The organism is Enterococcus sp. LX10 (genome assembly GCF_023539285.1).
Lineage (GTDB): Bacteria > Bacillota > Bacilli > Lactobacillales > Enterococcaceae > Enterococcus > Enterococcus faecalis.
Genome location: NZ_CP092784.1, coordinates 595885 through 618630, shown reverse-complemented (window position 1 = coordinate 618630; position 22746 = coordinate 595885). Strand labels below are relative to the sequence as shown.

The following is a 22746-nucleotide window of genomic DNA, read 5'->3' as shown; positions in this document are numbered from 1 at the left end:
AAACTAGTTTCCTTTCTATTTTAACAAAAAACTACAGAATTTGCAGTAGACGGCGATTGCCGAATGAAAGAAAAAGGTATTTGACATAGTTCCTTAGTGACAACTATATCAAATACCAAAATCAATCAGCAATACACACTGGATCTTCGCAAATATGAGAATCTTTTTACGGCAAAACATTTCCCGCTGCACGATAAATATCGTACCAATCTTCGCGACTAATCACAATGTCTGCTGCTTTAGCGATTTCTTCAATTCTACCAAGATTCATACTTCCTGCGATGACTTGCATATTAGCAGGGTGGCGCAGAATCCAGCTGCTGGCTAAGCCAGTTGGCGTTGTTTGATATTTTTCAGCCAATTCGCTTAATTTTTGATTTAACTCAGGGAATTTTTCATTTCCAATAAAGACACCTTCAAAATAACCATATTGGTACGGTGACCATGCTTGAATAGTCATTTGTTTCAACCGTGAATAATCTAAAATACCATGATCATAATCAATGCTTCCTGATATTTCCATATTTGTTTGTAAGCCTTGATCCACCATGCCAGTATGCTTGATGCCAAATTGTAATTGATTGGCTAATAATGGTTGTTTAACAGCTGTTTTTAAAAGTTCAATTTGTCCTGGCGTTTGGTTACTTACACCAAAATAGCGAACTTTCCCTTGTTTTTCTAATAAATGAAAAGCTTCAGCTACTTCTTCTGGTTCCACTAAAGTATCTGGACGATGCAACAATAATGCATCGACTGAATCTACACCTAAACGCTGTAAACTCCCTTCAACCGCTTCTAAAATATATGCTTTTGAAAAGTCAAAAAAGCCTTGACGAATCCCACATTTCGTTTGTATAAAAATATCTTCACGACGAATGGTACTTTCTTTTAAGGCCTTACCAAAAATGGTTTCGCAGTCGCCGCCACCATAAATGTCGGCGTGATCAAAAAATGTAATGCCATGATCATAAGCAGTTTCAATTACCTGTTGAGGATTTTCAGCACCATTTAAGCGCATACATCCTAAGATAACCGAAGAAACTGTTTCGTCACTTGTACCAAATTGCAGTTGTTTCATTTTAATATCCTCCTCATCCATTCCTCTTACTTCTTCATTTTAACACTATTCAGACAAAATTGGACTTCTTACGATAGATTCGCTTCGACTTTTTCAAAAAAAGCAGGAGATAATTCCTCTGGCAAATAAACCACTGTCTCAGAAGAAAGCGCTACGTTCATCTGAAACAAATGATTGACAATTAAGAGGTGTGCTTGGTGAAGTTGATACGTTGGTTTTCCATGAATAATTGTAATATTCTTTTTTTCACTGAAATAGTTTTTTATAGATTGCCCCAGCGCTTGTTCCTTTTCTGGAGGAAAGTCCGTCAATAGGCAAATAATATATTTTTTTTCATATAAAATCGGGTCAAATAAATCTAGGATGTGATAAAAATAGCAACTCGTCAATTCCCTTTCTTTTACTGAAGTAAAGACTGGATATAGGCGTTTTAAAAGCCTAATTAGTTTCTGTAATCTGTGCCAAGTTTGATGATAACGTACAGCGAGTAATTGTTCCTGTTTATGAGCTGGCAACCATACTTGTCCGTCTAATAAACTATTCATATGCGTACTTAAAAATCGACATAAATGAATTTCTTGATAATTAAAATGATGTTGTGTAAAATTCCTCCTAATTTCTTTCATAATAAAAATAGCTGTTTTTAAGCATAAACTTTCTATTTTCATTTGCTCATGAATAAAATACTTTCGCGCTTTCTTGCCAAAGCAACCACCAAAATGTGCTTCAAGAATCACAAATAACGCTTTTTGTTCTTTAAGAGACATAAAAGAAGTGCTCAACACTTCCACACGAAATAAATAAAAAAAAGCACTTGTTTGTTGAAATAAATTAGCATTTGGCACTGAAATTCCATGCCCGTCTCGATATCGTCTCTCCCAAATATAAATTAGCCAACTAAGATGATTCTGTTGTGCCACATTTAAATCCAACTCAAAAAAGGTAATGATTTTCCGAGTCATTTCTCTGTTTTCTTCCAGACAGCTTTCTTGAAAAAACAAATAAAAACAAAGGATTAACTGTCGAATTTGCCATTCATTGCCAGTTAAATCGTAATGTTTTTGACGTACAATAATATCAAAATTAACTAGCCAACGTCGAATATTAGACAGTTTCTTCCGAAGAGTTGATTCCTGTAATCCCAATACCTGGGTCAATTGCGCATAATTGATTCGCTCTTCAATTAGACAACGTAAAATATAAAATTCGGGAATAAAATAACAAAATTTTTGTCTAAACCGAGCCAAGCCACAAACGCATAATTCATGATATTTTACAATTCCTTTAGTCGTTGTATAAATCTTACAAAGCCCTTCTATCTTAAACGTCTCCTGCTTTTTTTCAAAACGTTGAATGTAACAATGGATGGTTTTGTCGCTCACTTTTAGTTTTTCTGCAGCCATCAAAACAGAAAATGTCTGCTCTTGTTGCAGTAAATCCAACAATTCCAACATATTTTTATGTTCAAAAGACAATAATTCCTTGAAATCCATATATCGTCCCCTTTCACTCCCTTGTTATAAGAATACGTCAAATAAGGCAAAAATTTTTTTAAGAAGAAAAAAATAGAGAACAAAAAGTATTGATTACTTTCCATTCTCTACAATTATATCGAATTATTTTTTTGAAATATGCAGTGTCATAGCATTTGCTGCTACAATAATTGTACTTAATGACATCAACACAGCACCTACAGCTGGATTTAAAACAATCCCAATTGGTGCAAGGACCCCAGCCGCTAAAGGAATAGCGACAATATTGTACCCAGCTCCCCACCAAAGATTTTGGATCATTTTACGTCGTGTTTGTTTGGCTAAATCTAAGAACCTTAAAATATCTTTAGGATCACTATCCGTCAGTACAACATCTGCCGAATCAATCGCTACATCTGTACCAGCGCCTATCGCAATGCCGATTGAAGCACGGGCTAAACTTGGTGCATCGTTAATACCGTCTCCTACCATCATGACCTGATGCCCCTCAGTAAGATACTGTTGCACAATTTTTTCTTTATCTTCTGGTAAGAGCTCTGCGTAGTATTCCTTCATTCCTAAATAATTAGCAACTGCACTGGCAGCTGTTTGATTATCCCCTGTCAACATGACTGGCGTAATGCCTTGCGCTTGTAACTCTGCAATAAATGTTTTAGCTTCTGGTTTGACTTTATCTCCTAAAGCAAGCAGTGCGACTAATTGACCAGCGATGATTAAATAGCTCAAAGTATTTCCTTGCTCTTGATAGTTTGTTTTAATTGTTTCATCGAAGGTTAACTGTAACCGTGCAACTTCTTTTTCATTGACTATTTTGACTTCTTGGTTTTGAACAGTAGCAACCAGTCCTACGCCTGATAAAGCTTGCAGATTATGGGCTTCATAAGGTTGAACGGCTTGTTTATTTAAATAGTTCATGATCCCAATTGCCAACGGATGGTTTGCATTTTTTTCCAATGCCCCAATATATTTAAGTGCTTCTTCTCTAGTAAACTGCTTACTCATTAATTCTAAGCCAGTAACTGTAAATTGTCCTTCTGTTAAAGTACCAGTTTTATCCAGCAACACATATTCAACCTTATTGGCTTGTTCTAATGCATTCCGATTTTTTAAAAGTAAGCCATTTTTAGCAGCAATGGAGGTACTTCTAGCAATCACTAAAGGAATTGCCAAGCCTAACGCATGGGGACAGGCAATAATAAAAACTGTAACCATTCGTTCAAATGCTAGCGACAAATCTTTCGTTACGAGTAACCAACCGATAAATGCTAACACACCTACGAATAAGGCAATATAGAATAACCACTTGGCTACACGGTCTGAAATAGATTCTAGTTTTGATTTTTCCGATTGCGCTTGTTTAACCATCTCCATAACTTTTGACAGGTAACTATTTTCACCCGTGCCAGTTACTGAAATTTCAATCATTCCGTTGCCATTGACAGCTCCACCAATCACGGAGTCACCAATGTTTTTTTCTACTGTTTTTGATTCCCCTGTAACCATCGATTCGTCGACTGTTGTGCTTCCTTTCAAAATTTTACCATCTGTCGGAATTTTATCTCCCGAACGAACAATCAAGCGATCGCCTTCTTGGACATCTTGCAAAGGAATTTCTTCTTCCCCATGTTCAGTCATTCGCTTGACTGTGTCAGGTAACAGTTCAGCCATTTTTTTCAAGGCATCACCAGCATTAGAAATAGCATTCATTTCAATCCAATGGCCTAAAAGCATAATAACAATCAGAGTGGCTAATTCCCAGAAAAAGTCCATCACGTGGGCCTGATTCGTAAAATGATTCATGTAAAACGCATATAAGCTGTAAAAATATGATACCGAAATCCCCATCGCAATTAACGTCATCATTGCTGGACTCTTTTGCTGTAATTCCATTTTAGCGCCACTTAAAAACGGTTGTCCACCATAAAAAAATAGCACAGTTGCTAAAATTAAGACCAACCAATCAGAACCTGGAAAAGTAAATTGAAAAGGTAATTGAAAACCCATCATTGGTGAAAGAACAATAATCGGAATAGCTAAAATCAATGACAGCCAGAATTTTTGTTTAAAATTCCCCATATGCATTGAATGGTCCATTCCCTTCATTCCTTCATGTTGATGTGACATAGCCATTTGTTCATGCGCCATATCATGATTCATGTGATTCATTTTATCGTGGGACATTGTTGGCTGTTTTTCCTGGTGTTGTTCATGATTATGTTTTGCTGACATATGATCCCTTCTCTTCTTAAGTATTTTCATCTTAAGCATAGCACAAGATGAAAATTGTTAGAAATAATTACTTTTTTTAGTTTAGAAAAAAAAAGAGCCGAATTTTGCGTATGTATATTTTAAGAACACCTTATCCTCATATTTATTACAAAAGGAGTGTTTCAATGAAAATTACTACAAAGCAAGTCGGGGCGCGCATGCGTGAAGCTCGAAAAAAGAAGAAGTACACTTTACGTTATTTAGCCAATAAAATTGGTTTATCTAGTGGAAGTACAATTAGTAACTGGGAATTAGGTTTGAATTTACCCAATAAACGATACTTAAAAAAAATCGCTAAAGCCTGCGACACAACAGTAGATTGGCTACTTTATGGTGATTTCGATCGATTTGTGCGCCAGCTATTAAAAGAAAATTTTCAAAATAAACAACTGCTAAAACCACCTTTTTTTACTCAGTTGATGATACGTTTATCTGAAGAACAGCTATCCTATCACGATTCCTTAAAAATTATGATTCAAGCGCAAAAGTTACAGCAGTCCTTTTATGCTTTTCCATTAACAGTAGAAGCCCCCTCTCATTCCCAAGAGAGTATTTCTATTTATGAACCAACAACTGCAGAAGAACAGTCTGACCAATCTTATTATCATCCGTTTATTTTGTCAGAACTCCATGAATTATTTACACATTCTCAAAATCCAGAATTGGATTATTCTCTGATTATCGCTTTTCTTCCTTTGTTAAAAGTAGATCAATTAACTGAACCACAAAAAGAAGTCTTACTGGCCATCTTTAAGCGAATGAATTCCTTTAAAGACCAAACACTTTTAAATGAATTCTTTGTGGAATTACAGTATTTACTCTGATTCTACAAAAAAGATTGAGCCATGTATCTCAAGGACTTAGGCTCAATCTTTTAGTTAAATTTCTTCTATTTATGAACGATTCTTTCGTTCGACTAAGTGCGTTTTCCGTTGTGGTCCAATGATTAAAGGAACGGATTCATATTTGACTTCACTGTATTCCAAGCCAAACCAACTTTCAGGAGAGGTAGTTAAGTTTTTGATAGCTAATTTTGCCTGCATAATTTGTCGATCCCATTTTTTCAGTTCAGAAACGTTAGATAATTCTTCTTGAATTAATACAAATTGGAAATCGCCAACTTCTCTTCCTGGCGTTAATGAATAACGTTGTGGCTGTTTTGGCAAGCGGCCTGTTTTCATCAAGTCATGAACAATTTGTCTTAAATATACATTCACTTCTTGAGAAATATGGAAACCTAAATATAGCTGAACTTGCACAATAAAATCAGTCCCTAACATATCAACAGAATACTCTTGAGTAAAGGGTTCATCTGTTACCTGAACATTAACAAACCAATAAACATTCGCTCGTTTTGGCTGTTTGTCCAAAATCGAATAAATAATATTACGATTAATTTCGCCGTCCACTCGATCGGAGGTTAAAAAGACCACGTTGGTTTGATACATTGGTACAGATGTATCTTCTTTCAAAGCTTTAAGTTGTGGTACATATTTTTCCAACGACACTTGTTCCGCCGTTGCTTCCTTAATCTCGTTGCCGCGTTCCCAAATAATCATGATGCATAACAAGAAGACTGCCATTCCCACAGCAACATATCCACCATGGAAAAACTTCGCAGCACTTGAAAAGAAAAAGACAACTTCAATGGCAGCAAAGAACAAGGAAATTAGATACGCAGACCAAGCTGGAATTTTATCCAAAAGATAAAACAACAATAAAATGGTTGTCATCAACATCGTAATCGTAATCGATAGACCATACGCAGCTTCCATGTGTGTCGATGTTCTAAAAGCCAGCACGATTGCTGAACAAGCTAACCACAAAATTAAATTTACCGCTGGAATATACATTTGACCGATATTGCTCCCAGGATAAATAATTTTAAGTCTTGGTAATAACTTCAATTTAATCGCTTCAGAAACTAAGGTATACGAACCTGATATTAACGCTTGCGAAGCAATCACTGCGGCGATTGTTGCAAAAACAACGCCAAATACGAGAATACCTCGTGGAATCATTTGGAAAAATGGGTTAATTTCAGCTAATGCCTGCATTTCAGGGTTTTCTTTGACCGTTAACAACCACGCAGCTTGACCTAAATAATTAAGAATCAAACAAATCTTAATATACGGCCAGCTAATGCGGATATTCATTTTTCCTACATGCCCTAAATCAGAATATAAAGCTTCAGCACCAGTTGTAGCCAAGAAAATATTCCCTAAAATAAATAGACCTAGTTTATTTTCTGGACTGACTAGTAATTGCAAAGCATAATATGGATTTAATGCACGAATAACCGTCCAATCTTGGCTAAAATTCATTAAACCAATGATGCCTAAAAAAGTAAACCACATGAACATAATCGGCCCAAAAGCTTTCCCGACCAATTCTGTTCCAAATCGTTGAACAGAAAAAAGAATTAAAATAATCGTCAACGTAATAACCACTATAATCGTTTGGTCATTGCCAAAACGTTCAAAAAATGCTGGAATCCCCCGTAAGCCTTCGATCGCTGTCGTCACTGTCACAGCTGGGGTCAAAACGCCATCAGCCAGTAAAGCGGCACCGCCAATCATTGCGGGAATAATCAAATACTTACTTTTTTTACGAACCAATGTATAAAGAGAGAAAATCCCACCTTCTCCATGGTTATCAGCATTTAAAGCAATAACTACATATTTAATCGTGGTTAAGATAGTCAATGTCCAAAAAATTAATGAGATCGAACCTAAAATAAACGATTCAGAGACCCGTGCCAAGCCACCATTATCTCCTACAATAGCTTTCATTACATATAAAGGGCTCGTTCCAATATCTCCATAGACAACGCCCATGGCAACTAAGATCCCTGCCATCGTAAATTTCCGACGATCGAACCCCTCTGCTTTGTGTAACACAATACTTTCCTCCTACAAAAGAAATGACTTCGTTTAGTTTAACCAACAGCTCCATAAAAACTTTTAAAACTCTTTATTATATAACGTTTTATATATCTTTTTCATTAGTCAAAAAGCGCTTTTTGACTAACGATGCTACTCACTATAATACGTTTTAAATCGTTTAGCAAGTCTTTTTATTAGAGAATGTTCATCTTAGATAAGAAACCCACCTATTTTGAAAAAAGGAAAATCAAAAATAAGAGCGTGGGACAAAAATCACTTTGGATTTTTTCTCCACGCTCAAAAACTGATAAACGGCGAGAATAGAAGCAACACTACGCGTTGCTCCGATCTCAACAACTTCTAAGGTGTTTTCTCGACATGCGTCTCGTCACAGTACAGCCTTCAAAAGAGCTACAGCTCTAAGAGTTGCGATGTTTCACTGTGAAGCATGAACAGATGAAATCATCGTACCTACTTGGTGAAGGTCCTTCGGAAATAAGCCGAAATTGACTTTCTCACACAAGTGTTCGGCGTATCTTAATCCTTCCAAGTGTTGAGAATCACGAAGAACGTAGTGTTTCGATGATGAACAATACCTACTTCGCAGAGCTCCGATCTCATCAATCTCTAAGTGATAAATCACTAAGAATTGAAGGACTTGGTCTCCAAAAATTAAAGAACAATTTTCGGAAATTCCTTCTTATTGCTGAGAAACACTATTTGCAAAGCAAATAGATGTTAAACAGTACCTACTTGGTTCTCGGAGTTAAACGCTTCTGTCCCGACCTCTTGCTAACTATTAAGATAATTTTCTGAACAAAAGTAGCTCCTTTTATTCCTGTTAAATTTAAATCACTTCTTCTTCCTCATCAACTTCAGAGAAATGGAACTTAATCATTTCATTGACGAAAATTGGCACAAAGGATAGGAAAATTGCTAACATCCAATGATTTAAACTAATATGCACTAATCCAAATAGTTCTTGTGTGAATGGTAATAAAGCAATGGTTGTGGTAATTAGTAATGCTAAAACGACCATTTCAAAGAGGGACTTGTTGCTTGATAATTTTACACGGAAAACAGAGTTCGCACTACGAACATTAAAGACATGTAAGATAGAGGAATAAGCTAAGATTAAAAATGCCACTGTTTGTCCCACTTCATAGCTGTTTGAAACATAGGCTGAAACACCTGGTACAAAAGCACCTAGATAAAAACCAAACAAAGTAATGACTGTGAACACTGCTGCATTAATCCCAATCTTTTGCCACAAGCCTCGTGCAAAAATCCCTTCATTTTTAGGGATTGGTGCCTCATCCATAATTCCTTTTTCTGCTGGTTCTTTTCCTAATGCAAAACCAGGTAACCCATCTGCGACCACGTTAACAAACAACAATTGAACTGCAGTAAATGGCGCACCCCAACCAAGTAACATGGCAATTAAAACAATAAAAATCTCAGAAATATTACAGCTTAACAAGAAGTTAATGGCTTTACGAATATTTCGGTACACGGCACGTCCTTGCGCCACTGCATCAACAATGGTTGCAAAGTTATCGTCCGTCAAAATCATATCTGAAGCGCCTTGAGCCACATCTGTTCCAGTAATCCCCATTGCGCAACCGACATCACTAGCTTTCAAGGCTGGCGCATCATTCACGCCATCTCCAGTCATTGCTACAACAGCGCCAGAACGTTGCCATGATTGAACAATTCGAATTTTATCTTCAGGGGTTACACGTGCATAAACGGATAAATCTTTAACCCGTTTATCTAATTCTTCATCACTCATTTTTTTCAGTTCTGAACCAGATAAGGCTTCACTTTTATCTTTTAAAATTCCTAATTCTTTAGCAATTGCACTGGCTGTTACCACGTGATCACCAGTAATCATGACTGTTTTAATTCCAGCTTTTTTCGCACGAGCAATGGCGCCCTTACTTTCTGGACGTGGTGGATCAATCATGCCAATTAAGCCTAACAAGCGAAGATTTTTTTCTAAAGCCTCCGATGTAATTTCCTTGGGTGGTTCATCATATACGGCATAACCGACAGCAATAACTCGTAACGCTCGTTTTCCGAAACGATCATTAACAATAGCCGCTTGATCGACATCCCCGAAACCAAAACGAGGTAGTAACACATCAAAGGCTCCTTTAGTAATTGAGATGTACTTTTTCCCCCATTGATGGACCGTAGTCATCATTTTTCGTTCTGAATCAAAGGGAATTTCACCAATACGAGGATATTTTTCTTCAAGTTCTTCTTTCGTATGATAATTCTCTTCGACAGCACGAACAATTGCCGCTTCTGTCGGATTCCCTGTAACAGTTAGTTCATCGCCTTCTTTTTCCACAATGACATCTGTACATAAAGCAGCCATTTTCAATACTTCCATGGCTTCATCGGTCATGGCATCTTCCGTATCCGTTACTTCATCACCACGATGCCATACTCGGCGGACGCGCATTTTATTTTGTGTCAGTGTTCCTGTCTTATCAGAACAGATAACATTCGCAGTTCCTAGCGTTTCTACTGCTGGCAATCGACGAATAATCGCATGTTTCTTAGCCATTTTTTGAACACCATATGCTAAGGTTAACGTTACAATCACGGTTAGTGTTTCTGGTACAGCTGCCACCGCTAAGGAAACGGCTGTCATAAACATTTCAAGAAGCGGTTCTCCTTGCAGTTCACCAATAATGAAAACAATTGCTGCAGCCCCTAAGGCTAACAAACTAATACGTTTGCCTAATTGATTCAAGCGTTTTTGTAATGGTGTTTTTTGCTGATCGCTGTTATTCAGTAACCCAGCAATTTTACCCATTTCTGTATTCATTCCTGTTGCAGTTACTACTGCTCGTCCGCGGCCATTCACAACGGTACAGCCTTTGAAAATCATATTTATTTGATCTCCTAAGCCATCATCGTCATGCCCCACGTATGTAGGATCTTTTTCAACAGGTTCACTTTCACCTGTTAGTGCTGACTCTTCTACGCGCATTTGAGAAGCTTGAATAAGTCGTGCATCGGCTGTAATCATTGAACCAGCTTCAAGAACCAGAACATCTCCTACTACTAGTTCTTCAGCATCGACTTCGATTACCTTGCCATCTCGTAAGACTGCACTACTTTGCTTGTTCATGTCTTGTAAAGCCGCCAGAGATTTTTCAGCATTTCCTTCTTGAACAATGGCTAAAACAGCATTGATAATCACAATTGCAATAATTAAGATTCCTTCAAAATATTCGCCATGTTCTGTTACGATTGCTGTATAAAACGAAATTGCCGCAGCAACTAATAAAATAATCGTCGTAAAATCAGATAAACTGTGAATGAATTTCTTTAACACAGAATCCTTCTTAGCCTCTTCAAATTGATTGCGGCCATTTTCTTTCAGCCGTTGTTGGGCCTCTTGTTGTGTTAAACCAGTTTCAGTATTGACTGAAACTTCTTTTGTGACAGTATCGATAGTTTGCTTGTAAGCTTCCATCCTATTCCCCCTCTAATTTTTTCTTCCTATATAATAGTGTCTTTATTAAATATAACATGATTTTTTTTGAACACGCAACTTTTTTCATCTTTGGCTTAGCGTTCTCTCATATGCCCGAAAAAAACTGGTATTTTCGTTGTTGCTACAACAATGTTTCTATTCAATTATGGGAATTTTATGAAAAAAGAAACGAATTCAGCCAAAAAGCAATGGACATTTTTTTCATTTTGTCTGATAAAAAAATAGTTTATTTCTATATATTCAACACAAAAACAACAAAAAATACAATGTTATTTGGTTCGCACGATTATTTATTTTACATGTTATAAAATAACCAGAAAAATATTATATTTAATCTTATTAATAAGTGTTATAACTTGCAAACGCTTCCAAAAGGTGCTATTCTTTAAGTGTAAGGAGGACATGCAAATCAATTGGTTGAAGATTTTCTCAGTAGATAAAAATCGGTAAACTCAAAGTTGTTAGAATTGCAAGATTCACCTGTAAACAATACGTGTAGAGTAATTGTTAGTGATAACTCGTATCGGAAAATAGGGAAAGGTTATAGAAGGATGGAGTTTCTATAAAGCATTTACCCTATCTGTTATCACCTAACGCAAGTTATCCACCATCCAAGCGTCGAAACTGTATGAAAACAAGGTTTTAGTTTCACCACATCACGTTCACCTTTTGCTTTACATGTATCGCGAAATGTAAACACTTATTCAACCAATTGATGTCTTCCCGTTAACAAGGCCGAGCTTAAATTTAAGCTCGGTTTTTTCTTTTAGGCAATAAAATATATTTGTATCAAATAATCATATGTGTTATATTCAAGGTGCACATTCTATTTTATCTTCTTTTAAAGGAGGGAATGCTATGCGAAAAAAGAAAAAATCTTCGTTTGAAAGTTCAATTCATGTTTATCGTGCTATGGCTCGTATGACCCAGCAAGATTTGGCCAATCGAGTCGGTGTCTCTCGACAAACAATTATTCAACTGGAACGAAACAAGTACAATCCTTCATTACTTCTTGCGCATGACATCGCGAACGTCTTTGGCGTAACCATTGATGATGTGTTCACCTTCAAAGAAACACTGAATGACGATGTAGAACAAGAAGCCTAAACAGTATAAGCTGTACTTAACAAGACAATTTTTCTGATTGTACTTGGAGTTGCCGAGGTACAACTTAGTACCGGCAATACGAAGAAAGCACTTCTTCGTATTGTTGTTTCAATAATTAATCTTTTCTTACATAAAAAAAGAACGGCGCAACCACGGTTGCGCCGTTCTTTTTATTCTAAGATTGTCTACTAAGCATTTTTGTCCTAGTAGCGTTTTGGTTTCTAACTTTATTATTTACAGGGGAAGAAAAAATAAAGCACACCTTTACTGTGATTCCAAAAATCACGTGTTTATCATAATATATTTTTGTTTCAATCCCAAGTATTCTGCTCACAAAGTGTCGCTTATTTAATAAACATTGCATCGCCAAAACTAAAGAAACGATATTTTTCCTCAATTGCATGTTGGTAAGCAGCCAATGTTAAGTCTTTTCCTGCAAAGGCACTCACAAGCATCACTAACGTAGATTTTGGTAAATGGAAGTTCGTTGAAAAAGCCTCTACGACTTTAAATTGATACCCTGGTGTGATAAAAATATCGGTCCAGCCACTGTCAGCTTGGATTTCACCATTAAATTTTGTGCCAATTGTTTCCAACGTACGAATAGAAGTTGTTCCAACCGCAACAATCCGACCGCCTGCTTGGCGTACTTCATTTAGTTGCTTAGCCGCTTCTTCAGTTAAACGATAGAATTCGCTATGCATATGATGTTCTTCTATATTATCAACGCTCACGGGACGGAATGTTCCTAAACCGACATGTAAAGTTAAATAAACGAGATGAACACCTTTTGCTTTGATCTCTTCTAATAGTTCTTTTGTAAAATGCAAACCCGCTGTTGGTGCTGCAGCTGAACCATTTTCTTCAGCATAAACCGTTTGATAACGATCTGGGTCATCTAGACGTTCTTTGATATATGGCGGCAATGGCATTTCTCCTAACGATTCTAAAATTTCTAAGAAAATACCATCATATTTAAATTCAATGATCCGACCACCATGTTCCAACTCTTCTTTAACCACCGCTTTTAGGCGACCATCGCCAAATTGAATTTCCGTGCCGACTTTTGCACGTTTCGCGGGTTTAATCAAGGTTTCCCATGTATCGCCTTCTGTATTTGTTAAAAGTAAAACTTCCAAATGACCGCCTGTTTCAGGTTTTTCTCCATATAAACGGGCCGGCAGTACCCGTGTATTATTCATGACTAATGCATCCCCAGGCTGTAATTCATCAAGAATATCATGGAAATGTTTATCCTCCATGTCCCCTGTTTCTTTATTTACAACTAATAATCGTGAACTAGCTCGATCTTTTAGTGGGGTTTGAGCAATTAATTCTTCTGGTAAATCAAAATCAAAATCTTCTGTACTTAGCATTTCCGTCACTCTTTCTACTAGTTTTTATCTTGGTTATTCTAACACTTTTTCTTGTTTCTGGCTATGTCAGCCTTCTGAATCAAACTAAATAGTTGTCAAAAAAGGCCAGAAGCACTATACTTACTTTAAGTAAGTATACATAGTTATTTAGAGGAGGAACTCAAAATGCATGCTCAATTTCATCATGTTTCACTATTAGCGCGTCATGGTCAAGAAAACCAATCATTCTATACAAAATTGTTAGGATTACGCTTTGTCAAAAATACCGTAAATCAAGACAACAATCGCATGCCTCATTATTTTTATGGCGATTATCAAGGCACACCGGGAAGCTTAGTAACTTTTTTTATCGTGCCCTTATTAGGCAACCGCTATGAAGAAAAAAATTATTTAGCCACGATTGGCTTAAAAATTCCCCAAAACAGCCTTTCCTTTTGGGAACAACGTTTAACAGAAAACAAAATTCCATTTAACAAAAAAGAAAAGAGCCTACATTTCAGTGATCCAGATGATACGCATATTATCCTGACAGAAGTTCCTGAAAATCCATTAAAAGAAACACTCGTTGTTTCTAACGACATTCCAGCAGCGGTTCAAATTATCGGTTTGACCTCTACTGAATTTCATGTGCCAGATTCTGAAAAAACCTTGGCCTTTTTTGAAACATTTCTTGGTTGGCAAGCAGTTGGCAATACGATTATTTTAAGTGAGACGGAAAGCTTTTCTGTTCATCAAACAATGTCGGATAAAACAAGCCGAATGGGGCGTGGCAGTATGGATCATATTGCTTTTTCTGTGGCTGATGATGAAGCATTACAAGAACTACACACGCGCGCTTTAGCACAAGGCTGGGAAATTGAAATGTATGTAAGTCGTGGATATTTTAAAAGTTTATACATTCGTGAACCAGGCGGGAATCGGGTTGAATTTGCTACTTTGGCTCCTGGCTTTACATTGGATGAGCCTCTGGAACATTTAGGAGAAACATTGGCTTTACCGCCTTTTTTAGAACCAAAACGGACTGCAATTGAAGCCAACCTCTACAAAGACATGTAACCAACGCTTCAGAAGACAGCAGAAAACGGACGTAATAATCGGTGACAAAATTACGTCCGTCTCTCTTCCCCTATGTTTGAATGTTTGAACAAGAGAATAAAAAATGACCTTCAGATTTTTCTGAACGTCATTGCACATTCCATAAAAAGCATCCTTCGTTCTTCCACTTCTTACTTCTTAAAAAAACTGGTAATTTTTTCAAAAATTCAGTAAAATAAAAGTGATCAATGGTTTCCATTGATTGAACGGGCAACTTGATGGTCCACTTGCACAGGTGACTATTCAAGGCTTCGTGATTTAGTTGCCGCTAAATCATGAAGCGCCTTTTTTTATTTTATTCCCTTGTTCTCTTTCCATTCTAATGAAAAACTCAGCTCCCGTCAACTTGCTATAAAGGACACTTTTCTTTGTTATAGCGGCTTTTTCCCCTTCTCAGAATACTCTTTTTAACATCTTGTTTCGTTCAGACAACTTTTACTAAACAATAGTTGTCTTTTCTTTTTTTTAGAACGAATTAAAAAATTTTTACCGCCTTCTTTTTCCCATTAAAAATAGATTACATTTGTCGAAATCGCATTTTTATAGCATACTAGTAATAAGATACATTTTCAAAATATTTAGTTGAGGTGAGTAAGTTGATAGAATTTCAGCATGTATCAAAATTTTATAAAGGCGGAAAAGTCGCCGTTGATGACATTAATTTGTCTTTCGATAAAGGTGAATTTATCTGCTTCATCGGAACAAGTGGTAGTGGAAAAACGACATCAATGCGGATGCTTAACCGCATGACTGACCCTTCGAAGGGAAAAATTTTAATTGATGGCCAAGATATTCAAAAAATCAATCCTGTAGAGCTACGTCGCCAAATTGGCTATGTCATTCAAAATATCGGCTTGATGCCTCACATGACCATTCGTGAAAATATCGTTTTAGTGCCTAAATTATTAAAAGTACCTGTGGAAGAACGCAATAAGATAGCCGAAAAAATGATTGATTTGGTTGAGTTACCACGAGAAATGTTGGACCGCTATCCCAATGAACTTTCTGGGGGACAACAACAAAGAATCGGCGTTGTGCGGGCTTTAGCTGCCAATCAAGATATTATTCTAATGGATGAACCTTTTGGTGCTTTAGATCCTATCACCCGTGATTCATTACAAGATTTAGTGAAAGATTTGCAAGAACGTTTAGGAAAAACGATTGTCTTTGTTACCCATGATATGGATGAAGCGTTGAAATTAGCAAATAAAATTGCCATTATGAGCGAAGGCAAAGTAATTCAATTTGACACACCAGATAATATTTTACGTCATCCAGCCAATGAATTTGTAGAAGAACTCATCGGAGAAGATCGCTTATTACAAGCCAAACCTGATTTCACCACTGTTGATGAAGTCATGTTAAATTCAGCTATTACTATCACGCCGGAAAAATCTTTACAAGAAGCGATTAAATTGATGCGTGAAAAACGGGTTGATACCTTATTAGTTGTTGATAATTCCCATGTGCTTAAAGGCTTTATCGATGTTGAAACATTAGATCAGCAACGTGGCAAAGCTTCTAGTGTTGGTGATATCTTGAATAAAGATGTCTTTTTTGTTCAAAAAACCGCTCTTTTACGTGATGCTTTACAAAGAATCTTAAAACGCGGCTTAAAATATGTGCCAGTCGTTGATGAACAAAAACGAGTGGTGGGCATCTTAACACGTGCTTCCCTTGTTGACATTGTTTATGATGTTATTTGGGGCGATGAAACAACGATTAGTGAAGCTGTAGAAGCAAAACAAAGCGAGTCCGAAACTGATAAAGAGGAGGCGTAAGCAATGAGTAGCTTCTTTCAAGAATATGGATCAGAAATGATTTCAAAAAGTATTGAACATATTTATATTTCATTCTTTGCACTTTTATTAGGGGTCGCTATCGCTGTGCCCGTTGGCGTTTGGTTAACACGTTTGCCCAAAGTAGCCAATATTGTCATTGGTTTAACAAGTGCCTTACAAACGGTTCCTTCGTTGGCTTTATTAGCTTTGATGATTCCAATTTTTGGTGTCGGCAAAACACCCGCTATTATCGCGCTATTCATCTATTCCCTTCTACCTATTTTAAGAAACACGTATATCGGAATGAAAAATGTCGATGAAAATTACCGAGATGTTGCTAAAGGCATGGGCATGACCAATTTACAGTCTATTTTTAGTGTTGAATTACCCATTGCCATGCCAACAATTATGGCCGGCATTCGTTTAGCTGCTGTCTATGTCATTGCTTGGGCTACACTGGCTTCTTATATTGGTGCAGGTGGTCTTGGTGATATGATTTTCAGTGGATTAAATAACTATCAGCCAGAATTAATCTTTGGCGGGACTATTCCAGTAACTATTTTAGCGCTTTTAGCAGATGTTCTTCTTGGATTATTAGAAAATCGTTTAACGCCAAAAGCTTTAAGGGAGGGCGAATAATGATGAAAAAGAAACTCAAGTTAAGCTTACTCTTCTTAAGTAGTTTACTTTTATTGGCAGGTTGTTCTTTACCTGGTCTCGCTTCAACTTCTGATGATAACACTGTCGCCATTACAGGTGGGATTACTTCAGAAGCGCAGATTTTAGGGAGCATTGTAGCGGATATGGTTGAGCATTACACAGATAAAAAAACAAATGTGATTAACAACTTAGCCACTACTACCATCAATCACCAAGCAATGTTAAACGGAGATGCCTCAATTTCTGCAGCTCGTTATACTGGTACTGACGTGACTACTACGCTTGGTTTACCAGCGGAAAAAGACCCTAAAAAAGCGTTCAATCTAGTTCAATCAGAATTTGAAAAACGTTATCAACAAACTTGGTTCCCTTCATATGGATTTGAAAATACTTATGTATTCTTAGTTACAAAAGAAACGGCTGAGAAATACAATTTAAAAACAGTCAGTGATTTAGGGAAAGTCGCAGACAAATTAGTTGCTGGTGTCGATACTGCGTGGATCACACGTGAAGGCGACGGTTATGAAGGCTTTAAAAAGGAATACAACTTCCAATTTAAATCTATTTTACCAATGCAAATTGGCTTGGTGTACGATGCAGTCAACGCTGGAAAAATGGACGTTATCTTAGGCTACTCAACAGATGGCCGGATTGGTAGTTACGATTTAGTCATGTTAAAAGATGACAAGCGCTTCTTCCCGCCTTATGATGCCGCTCCTGTGGTTAGTGACAAATTATTAAAAGAAACGCCGGAAATTAAAGATGTCTTAAATCGCTTAGATGGTAAAATTTCTACCAAAAAAATGCAAGAATTGAACTATCAAGCAGATAATGATTTAATTGAACCTGCTGTCGTAGCCGAACGTTTCTTAAAAGAAAATAACTATTTTGAGGGGGAGTAACAGATGAATAATATGAATTTATTCCAACAATTTATCTACTATTTCCAACAAAATGGCGGCTACGTCTTTCAACAATTTTTACGTCACTTTTTAATTTCGATTTATGGCGTAATCTTTGCTGCAATTGTCGGGATTCCTATCGGGATTATGATTTCACGTAAACGTAGCTTAGCCAACTGGATTATCCGTTTAGCGAACATTATCCAAACAGTACCAGCTTTGGCAATGCTTTCGATTTTAATGTTGGGGATGGGCTTAGGTGTCAACACGGTGGTTGTAACGGTCTTCCTTTATTCTCTCCTACCAATCATCAAAAATACGTACACTGGCATGATTCAAGTAGATCGCAATATTTTAGATGTTGGTAAAGGAATGGGTATGACAAAAGTACAACTTCTTTATATGGTCGAGTTACCTTTATCTGTTTCAGTCATCATGGCAGGTATTCGAAATGCGTTAGTCGTCGCAATCGGGATTACTGCGATTGGCGCTTTCGTTGGTGCTGGTGGTTTAGGGGATATTATTATTCGTGGAACCAATGCCACAGATGGTGCTTCTATCATTTTAGTCGGTGCCTTACCAACGGCCTTTATGGCGATTATCACAGATTGGGTTCTAGGGATTATTGAACGTCGTTTAGACCCAGCTAGCAAACATTCCAATTAATAAAAAATACAGAGCAGATCCAACATTGTTTCTTTTCAATGGGATCTGTTCTTTTATCTAGGAGATCAATAATGTCTAACTATACTATTATCGATTTAAACCAACAGCCACACTTAATTCCGTCAGCTGCTCAATGGTTTAGCCAAAAGTGGCAAATCCCCGCTGAAGCGTATCAAGCAAGTATGCAGGAAATACTAACTAGCGAAAACCACGTACCACATTGGTGGGTCTGCTTGAATAAGCAGCAGGACATCGTTGCAGGCGTGGGCGTAATTGATAATGACTTCCACAATCGTGCAGACCTTACGCCAAACCTTTGTGCATTGTATGTCGAACCAACATTTCGTCACCAAGGCTTAGCAGGAATTCTTTTAACAACAGTTGGTGATTTTCTTGCTAATTCTGGATTTAAAAAGCTTTATCTGCTTACAGACCATACTACTTTTTATGAAAGATATGACTGGGAATTTTTGACAATGGTAACCACTGAAGAGCAGTCTTGCGCTAGAATTTATCAAAAACAATTACGTCAATAAAAAAAGTCTGCCATCAAAATGGCAGACTTTTTTATTTATTTTTTCAAGTGATAACTATAGGTAGCCACAATAATATTTTCCCGCCACGCTAAACGAATCCGCAAGCGTAAACTTGTTTGGTTATGCAAAATATTTTGCCAACGTTTATTTGGTACAAATTGTGGTACTAAAACCGTTGTACTGTAGTTATGCTTCGTAGCATTTTTACTAACTAAATCAACATAACGTAAGATAGGGTTTTGCAGTGAGCGATACGAAGAATGGACAATTGATAGACGAACGTCTGGGAAGTGTTTTTTAAACTCTTCCTGAATTTCTTTTTCCTTTTCAACGTTTTCATCCATTGAGACATGCATGGCAACAACATAATCACCAATGGAACGCGCATAGTTCAAGGCGCCGACATTTGCCTTGGTTACGTTCCCTACTAAAACAATAACTGTATTCCCGTCAAACTCATGTAACTGTGCCCCATCTTCTAAACGTAGCTGTTCCGCCACATTTTTATAGTGAGTATTGACCCGATAAAATGCATAAATCAACACTGGCATAATAATAAAAAACGGCCAGATGTCCCCTAATCGATAAATAAACAAAATGGCGATAATCGCGAAAGAGATAAAGGCGCCGACAATATTAGCAATTGATTTTGGCAACCAATTTTTAGTTTCTTTTCGCCATTTTACAACCATCCCCGATTGAGACAAAGCAAACGGAATAAACACACCAATTGAATATAATGGGATTAAACGTTCTGTGGAACCTTGGAAAATCAATAATAAAACAATGGAACCAGCAGCTAAAGTTAAAATACCGTTTGAATAGCCTAAACGGTCGCCACGATCCATATACATATGCGGCATAAACTTATCTTTGGCTAAGTTATAAGCCAAAACTGGAAAGGCTGAGAATCCTGTGTTAGCGGCAACCGCTAAAATTAAGGCTGTCGCAAACTGTAATAAATAATATAAAATATTTTGACCAAAGACCGCTTTCCCAATTTGGGAAAGAACTGTCACTTCTTCTTTTGGCACAATCCCATACCAATAGTTAATAAACGTAATCCCCACGAAGAAGAACCCTAAAATCGTTGCCATTAACGCTAACGTCCCAGCAGCATTTTTTGCTCGTGGTTTCTTAAAGAATGGCACTGCATTACTGATTGCTTCGACCCCTGTTAAGGAAGAAGAACCAGATGAAAAAGCCCGTAGAACTAAGGCAATAGAAATTCCTGGAACCACGGCTCCTGGTAAAGCTGTCGCATTCAATGGCTGTGCGCCAGTCACAATTTTAAATAGCCCGACAACAATCAGTAAGGTAATAATTGCGATAAAACTATACACTGGCAACATTAAGAACGAAGCAGATTCTCGCAGGCCTCTCAAGTTCATTAAGGTAATCAATATCACAATCCCAATAGAAATTGCTACTTGATGCCCATATAACGCCGGAATCGCCGATATAATCGCCTCTGCGCCCGCTGAAACTGAAACGGCTACTGTTAGCATATAATCGACTAACAACGAACCACCAGCCAATAAACCGGCATTTCTGCCGAGGTTTTCACTACTAACAACGTATGCGCCGCCGCCATGCGGATACGCATGAATAATTTGTCGGTACGACAATGTTAAAGAAATAAGTAAAATAATAACAAATGCAGCAATTGGCAATGAATACCAAATCGCAGCCGCCGACAAAGTAACCAGAACCACCACTATTTGTTCTGTACCATACGCAATGGATGAAAGTGCATCAGAAGATAACAACGCAAGCGCTGCAAATCTGCTTAATTTATGTTCATCATTTTCGGCTGATTTCAATGGTTTCCCAATGAACAGTCGTTTTAAATCCGCCATTTTTTTCGACTCCTTTTCTCTAGAGTGACCCGCTCACTTTTTTCATTATTTTTTATCAAACAAATCCATATGCTACGCTTCTCACAATGAAAAGTCAATTGATTTATGTTACTGAAAAAGATAAAAAAATCACCATTTTTTTTTAATCAGACACTCATTTACAGTCCCCCGCTTCCTTTATCTTATCAAGAGAATCTAGATAACAAAAGGATTTGCATTCTCTAAACAAAAAAGCGAGAGCTAAAAGTCTATTTGACCTTTTGGCTCACGCTTGAAAACTTAGTTAATTATTCCCTTTTATTGTAACAAGTACGTATGATCGAAGGTAATTTCCACTTTATAACGACCAATTTTTTCATAAACTTGCCGCTGAATTTCCACACCCAGTTCAAATTCAGATAATTTTGATTCTGTAGGCAAAACCAAGTCGAACAAAATCTTCGGTTCTTCACCATAAGTAACTAAGCGGATATCATGGACTTTTAAAGACGCATCAAAAGAACGAATAATCTTTTTGATTGTTTGATGAACAAATTGTTGTGTTGGGTCATACAAATTCACTGGATCAATATGACAAACAAGATTAACATCCAACTCTTCTTTAAACTTCGCTTCAATCGCATCGATTGTCTGATGGGCTTTATTTAAATCCCAGCGATCATCAATTTCAATGTGAACAGACGCAAACGTTTGGCTGGGACCATAATTATGAATCAGTAAATCGTGATATCCTACAATTGTTTCCATTTTTGATAAGACATTTTTCATTTCATCAATTTCTGTTTGGCTCGGACGCATGCCCATCAACTCATTAATAAATTCGCGAATTAACTGCAAGCCACTATAAATAATATATGCAGCAATTAAAAAACCAATATATCCATCAATTCGCAAACCAGTGACGCCTTCAATAAATGCAGAAATCAAAACAGCTAATGTAGTATAAACATCATTAAAGCTATCCTTAGCAGAAGCAACTAATGCTTGAGAATCAATTTTTGCTGATACTTTTTTGTAAAACAGCCCTTGCCAAATTTTAATCCCAATTGACAAAGCTAAAACAGCAAATAAAATGGGTGTCACCTTGATTGATTCTGGATGCAGGATGCGATCAACGGAGGTCGTTAGAAACTCAAATCCAATAAACGTAATCACTAATGATACAAGCATTCCACTAATATATTCAAAACGTTCATGGCCATAGGGATGTTCTTTATCCGCTGGCTTACCAGCAATATAAAAACCGACTAATGTTAAAACTGAAGAAATAGTATCGGACAAGCTATTAATGGCATCTGCCATGATTGAAACACTACCTGAAAGCAAGCCAATCATAAATTTACTAACGAATAAAAATAAATTAGAAACAAGCCCAATCCGCCCGGCAAAAGCACCGAATGCTGTTCGTTTTTCCAATTTACGACGTTCAATTTTTTTCTCATATCGTTGAAGCAATGCTTGAATCATTTTACAACCCCTACCCACTTTTTATTTCTTAAAAAAATACTATAAAACCTTTTTATACA

At 37.0% G+C, this 22746-nt stretch carries 16 protein-coding genes; 8 read left to right on the top strand and 8 right to left on the bottom strand.

Features of this window, described 5'->3' with window-relative positions; genetic code table 11:
• Positions 1 to 166: 166 nt before the first annotated feature.
• From MKZ30_RS02965 to MKZ30_RS02955, 3 genes are all read right to left on the bottom strand, one after another.
• On the bottom strand, positions 167 to 1078 hold the full coding sequence (locus MKZ30_RS02965) for an aldo/keto reductase (RefSeq protein WP_033600848.1): 912 nt from the start codon (positions 1076 to 1078) through the stop codon (positions 167 to 169).
• 68 nt (positions 1079 to 1146) lie between these two features.
• Positions 1147 to 2571 (bottom strand): helix-turn-helix domain-containing protein, encoded by a 1425-nt coding sequence (locus MKZ30_RS02960; RefSeq protein WP_033600849.1) that lies wholly within the window; start codon positions 2569 to 2571, stop codon positions 1147 to 1149.
• A gap of 123 nt (positions 2572 to 2694) precedes the next feature.
• Positions 2695 to 4839, bottom strand: a complete 2145-nt coding sequence (locus MKZ30_RS02955; protein ID WP_002361337.1) for a heavy metal translocating P-type ATPase — start codon at positions 4837 to 4839, stop codon at positions 2695 to 2697.
• 125 nt (positions 4840 to 4964) lie between these two features.
• Here MKZ30_RS02955 and MKZ30_RS02950 point away from each other — a divergent pair, with 125 nt between their 5' ends.
• Positions 4965 to 5663 (top strand): helix-turn-helix domain-containing protein, encoded by a 699-nt coding sequence (locus MKZ30_RS02950; protein WP_002415909.1) that lies wholly within the window; start codon positions 4965 to 4967, stop codon positions 5661 to 5663.
• Positions 5664 to 5732: 69 nt separating this feature from the next.
• Here MKZ30_RS02950 and MKZ30_RS02945 read toward each other — a convergent pair whose 3' ends face one another.
• Both MKZ30_RS02945 and MKZ30_RS02940 read right to left on the bottom strand, forming a co-directional pair.
• Complete coding sequence (locus tag MKZ30_RS02945; RefSeq protein ID WP_033600850.1) at positions 5733 to 7739, bottom strand: KUP/HAK/KT family potassium transporter; 2007 nt, start codon at positions 7737 to 7739, stop codon at positions 5733 to 5735.
• 832 nt (positions 7740 to 8571) lie between these two features.
• A complete protein-coding gene (locus tag MKZ30_RS02940; protein WP_033601092.1) occupies positions 8572 to 11217 on the bottom strand; it encodes a calcium-translocating P-type ATPase, PMCA-type in 2646 nt (881 codons plus the stop codon).
• A gap of 822 nt (positions 11218 to 12039) precedes the next feature.
• Here MKZ30_RS02940 and MKZ30_RS02935 point away from each other — a divergent pair.
• Positions 12040 to 12345, top strand: a complete 306-nt coding sequence (locus tag MKZ30_RS02935) for a helix-turn-helix transcriptional regulator (RefSeq protein WP_002355748.1) — start codon at positions 12040 to 12042, stop codon at positions 12343 to 12345.
• Positions 12346 to 12689: 344 nt separating this feature from the next.
• Here the strand turns inward: MKZ30_RS02935 and queA are convergent, their stop codons facing one another.
• The gene (queA, locus tag MKZ30_RS02930; protein WP_002355747.1) at positions 12690 to 13721 is read right to left on the bottom strand and encodes a tRNA preQ1(34) S-adenosylmethionine ribosyltransferase-isomerase QueA; all 1032 of its coding nucleotides are present in this window, start codon (positions 13719 to 13721) and stop codon (positions 12690 to 12692) included.
• Between the two features lie 165 nt (positions 13722 to 13886).
• Here queA and MKZ30_RS02925 point away from each other — a divergent pair, with 165 nt between their 5' ends.
• From MKZ30_RS02925 to MKZ30_RS02900, 6 genes are all read left to right on the top strand, one after another.
• The gene (locus MKZ30_RS02925) at positions 13887 to 14777 is read left to right on the top strand and encodes a ring-cleaving dioxygenase (protein WP_033601093.1); all 891 of its coding nucleotides are present in this window, start codon (positions 13887 to 13889) and stop codon (positions 14775 to 14777) included.
• Between the two features lie 626 nt (positions 14778 to 15403).
• Positions 15404 to 16597 (top strand): betaine/proline/choline family ABC transporter ATP-binding protein, encoded by a 1194-nt coding sequence (locus tag MKZ30_RS02920; RefSeq protein WP_002355745.1) that lies wholly within the window; start codon positions 15404 to 15406, stop codon positions 16595 to 16597.
• A 3-nt stretch (positions 16598 to 16600) separates the two neighbouring features.
• Positions 16601 to 17236: an ABC transporter permease gene (locus MKZ30_RS02915; RefSeq protein ID WP_002355744.1), complete on the top strand. Its 636-nt coding sequence runs from the start codon at positions 16601 to 16603 to the stop codon at positions 17234 to 17236.
• Positions 17237 to 17238: 2 nt separating this feature from the next.
• Entirely contained in the window at positions 17239 to 18159 is a 921-nt protein-coding gene (locus MKZ30_RS02910) for an osmoprotectant ABC transporter substrate-binding protein (protein ID WP_002355743.1), read from the top strand.
• Between the two features lie 3 nt (positions 18160 to 18162).
• The gene (locus tag MKZ30_RS02905) at positions 18163 to 18825 is read left to right on the top strand and encodes an ABC transporter permease (RefSeq protein WP_002363261.1); all 663 of its coding nucleotides are present in this window, start codon (positions 18163 to 18165) and stop codon (positions 18823 to 18825) included.
• Positions 18826 to 18896: 71 nt separating this feature from the next.
• Positions 18897 to 19361: a GNAT family N-acetyltransferase gene (locus MKZ30_RS02900; protein WP_033601094.1), complete on the top strand. Its 465-nt coding sequence runs from the start codon at positions 18897 to 18899 to the stop codon at positions 19359 to 19361.
• Positions 19362 to 19396: 35 nt separating this feature from the next.
• Here MKZ30_RS02900 and kimA read toward each other — a convergent pair whose 3' ends face one another.
• Together kimA and MKZ30_RS02890 are read right to left on the bottom strand one after the other, a co-directional pair.
• On the bottom strand, positions 19397 to 21220 hold the full coding sequence (kimA, locus tag MKZ30_RS02895; protein WP_002379167.1) for a potassium transporter KimA: 1824 nt from the start codon (positions 21218 to 21220) through the stop codon (positions 19397 to 19399).
• Between the two features lie 297 nt (positions 21221 to 21517).
• Entirely contained in the window at positions 21518 to 22687 is a 1170-nt protein-coding gene (locus MKZ30_RS02890) for a cation diffusion facilitator family transporter (RefSeq protein ID WP_002415904.1), read from the bottom strand.
• Between the last annotated feature and the right edge of the window lie 59 nt (positions 22688 to 22746).

Coding starts and splice junctions, on each gene's coding strand:
- MKZ30_RS02965 (WP_033600848.1), bottom strand. CDS start 1,078: ATGAAACAACTGCAATTTGGTACAAGTGACGAAACAGTTTCTTCGGTT.
- MKZ30_RS02960 (WP_033600849.1), bottom strand. CDS start 2,571: ATGGATTTCAAGGAATTATTGTCTTTTGAACATAAAAATATGTTGGAA.
- MKZ30_RS02955 (WP_002361337.1), bottom strand. CDS start 4,839: ATGCTTAAGATGAAAATACTTAAGAAGAGAAGGGATCATATGTCAGCA.
- MKZ30_RS02950 (WP_002415909.1), top strand. CDS start 4,965: ATGAAAATTACTACAAAGCAAGTCGGGGCGCGCATGCGTGAAGCTCGA.
- MKZ30_RS02940 (WP_033601092.1), bottom strand. CDS start 11,217: ATGGAAGCTTACAAGCAAACTATCGATACTGTCACAAAAGAAGTTTCA.
- MKZ30_RS02935 (WP_002355748.1), top strand. CDS start 12,040: ATGTGTTATATTCAAGGTGCACATTCTATTTTATCTTCTTTTAAAGGA.
- queA (WP_002355747.1), bottom strand. CDS start 13,721: ATGCTAAGTACAGAAGATTTTGATTTTGATTTACCAGAAGAATTAATT.
- MKZ30_RS02925 (WP_033601093.1), top strand. CDS start 13,887: ATGCATGCTCAATTTCATCATGTTTCACTATTAGCGCGTCATGGTCAA.
- MKZ30_RS02915 (WP_002355744.1), top strand. CDS start 16,601: ATGAGTAGCTTCTTTCAAGAATATGGATCAGAAATGATTTCAAAAAGT.
- MKZ30_RS02910 (WP_002355743.1), top strand. CDS start 17,239: ATGAAAAAGAAACTCAAGTTAAGCTTACTCTTCTTAAGTAGTTTACTT.
- MKZ30_RS02905 (WP_002363261.1), top strand. CDS start 18,163: ATGAATAATATGAATTTATTCCAACAATTTATCTACTATTTCCAACAA.
- MKZ30_RS02900 (WP_033601094.1), top strand. CDS start 18,897: ATGTCTAACTATACTATTATCGATTTAAACCAACAGCCACACTTAATT.
- kimA (WP_002379167.1), bottom strand. CDS start 21,220: ATGGCGGATTTAAAACGACTGTTCATTGGGAAACCATTGAAATCAGCC.
- MKZ30_RS02890 (WP_002415904.1), bottom strand. CDS start 22,687: ATGATTCAAGCATTGCTTCAACGATATGAGAAAAAAATTGAACGTCGT.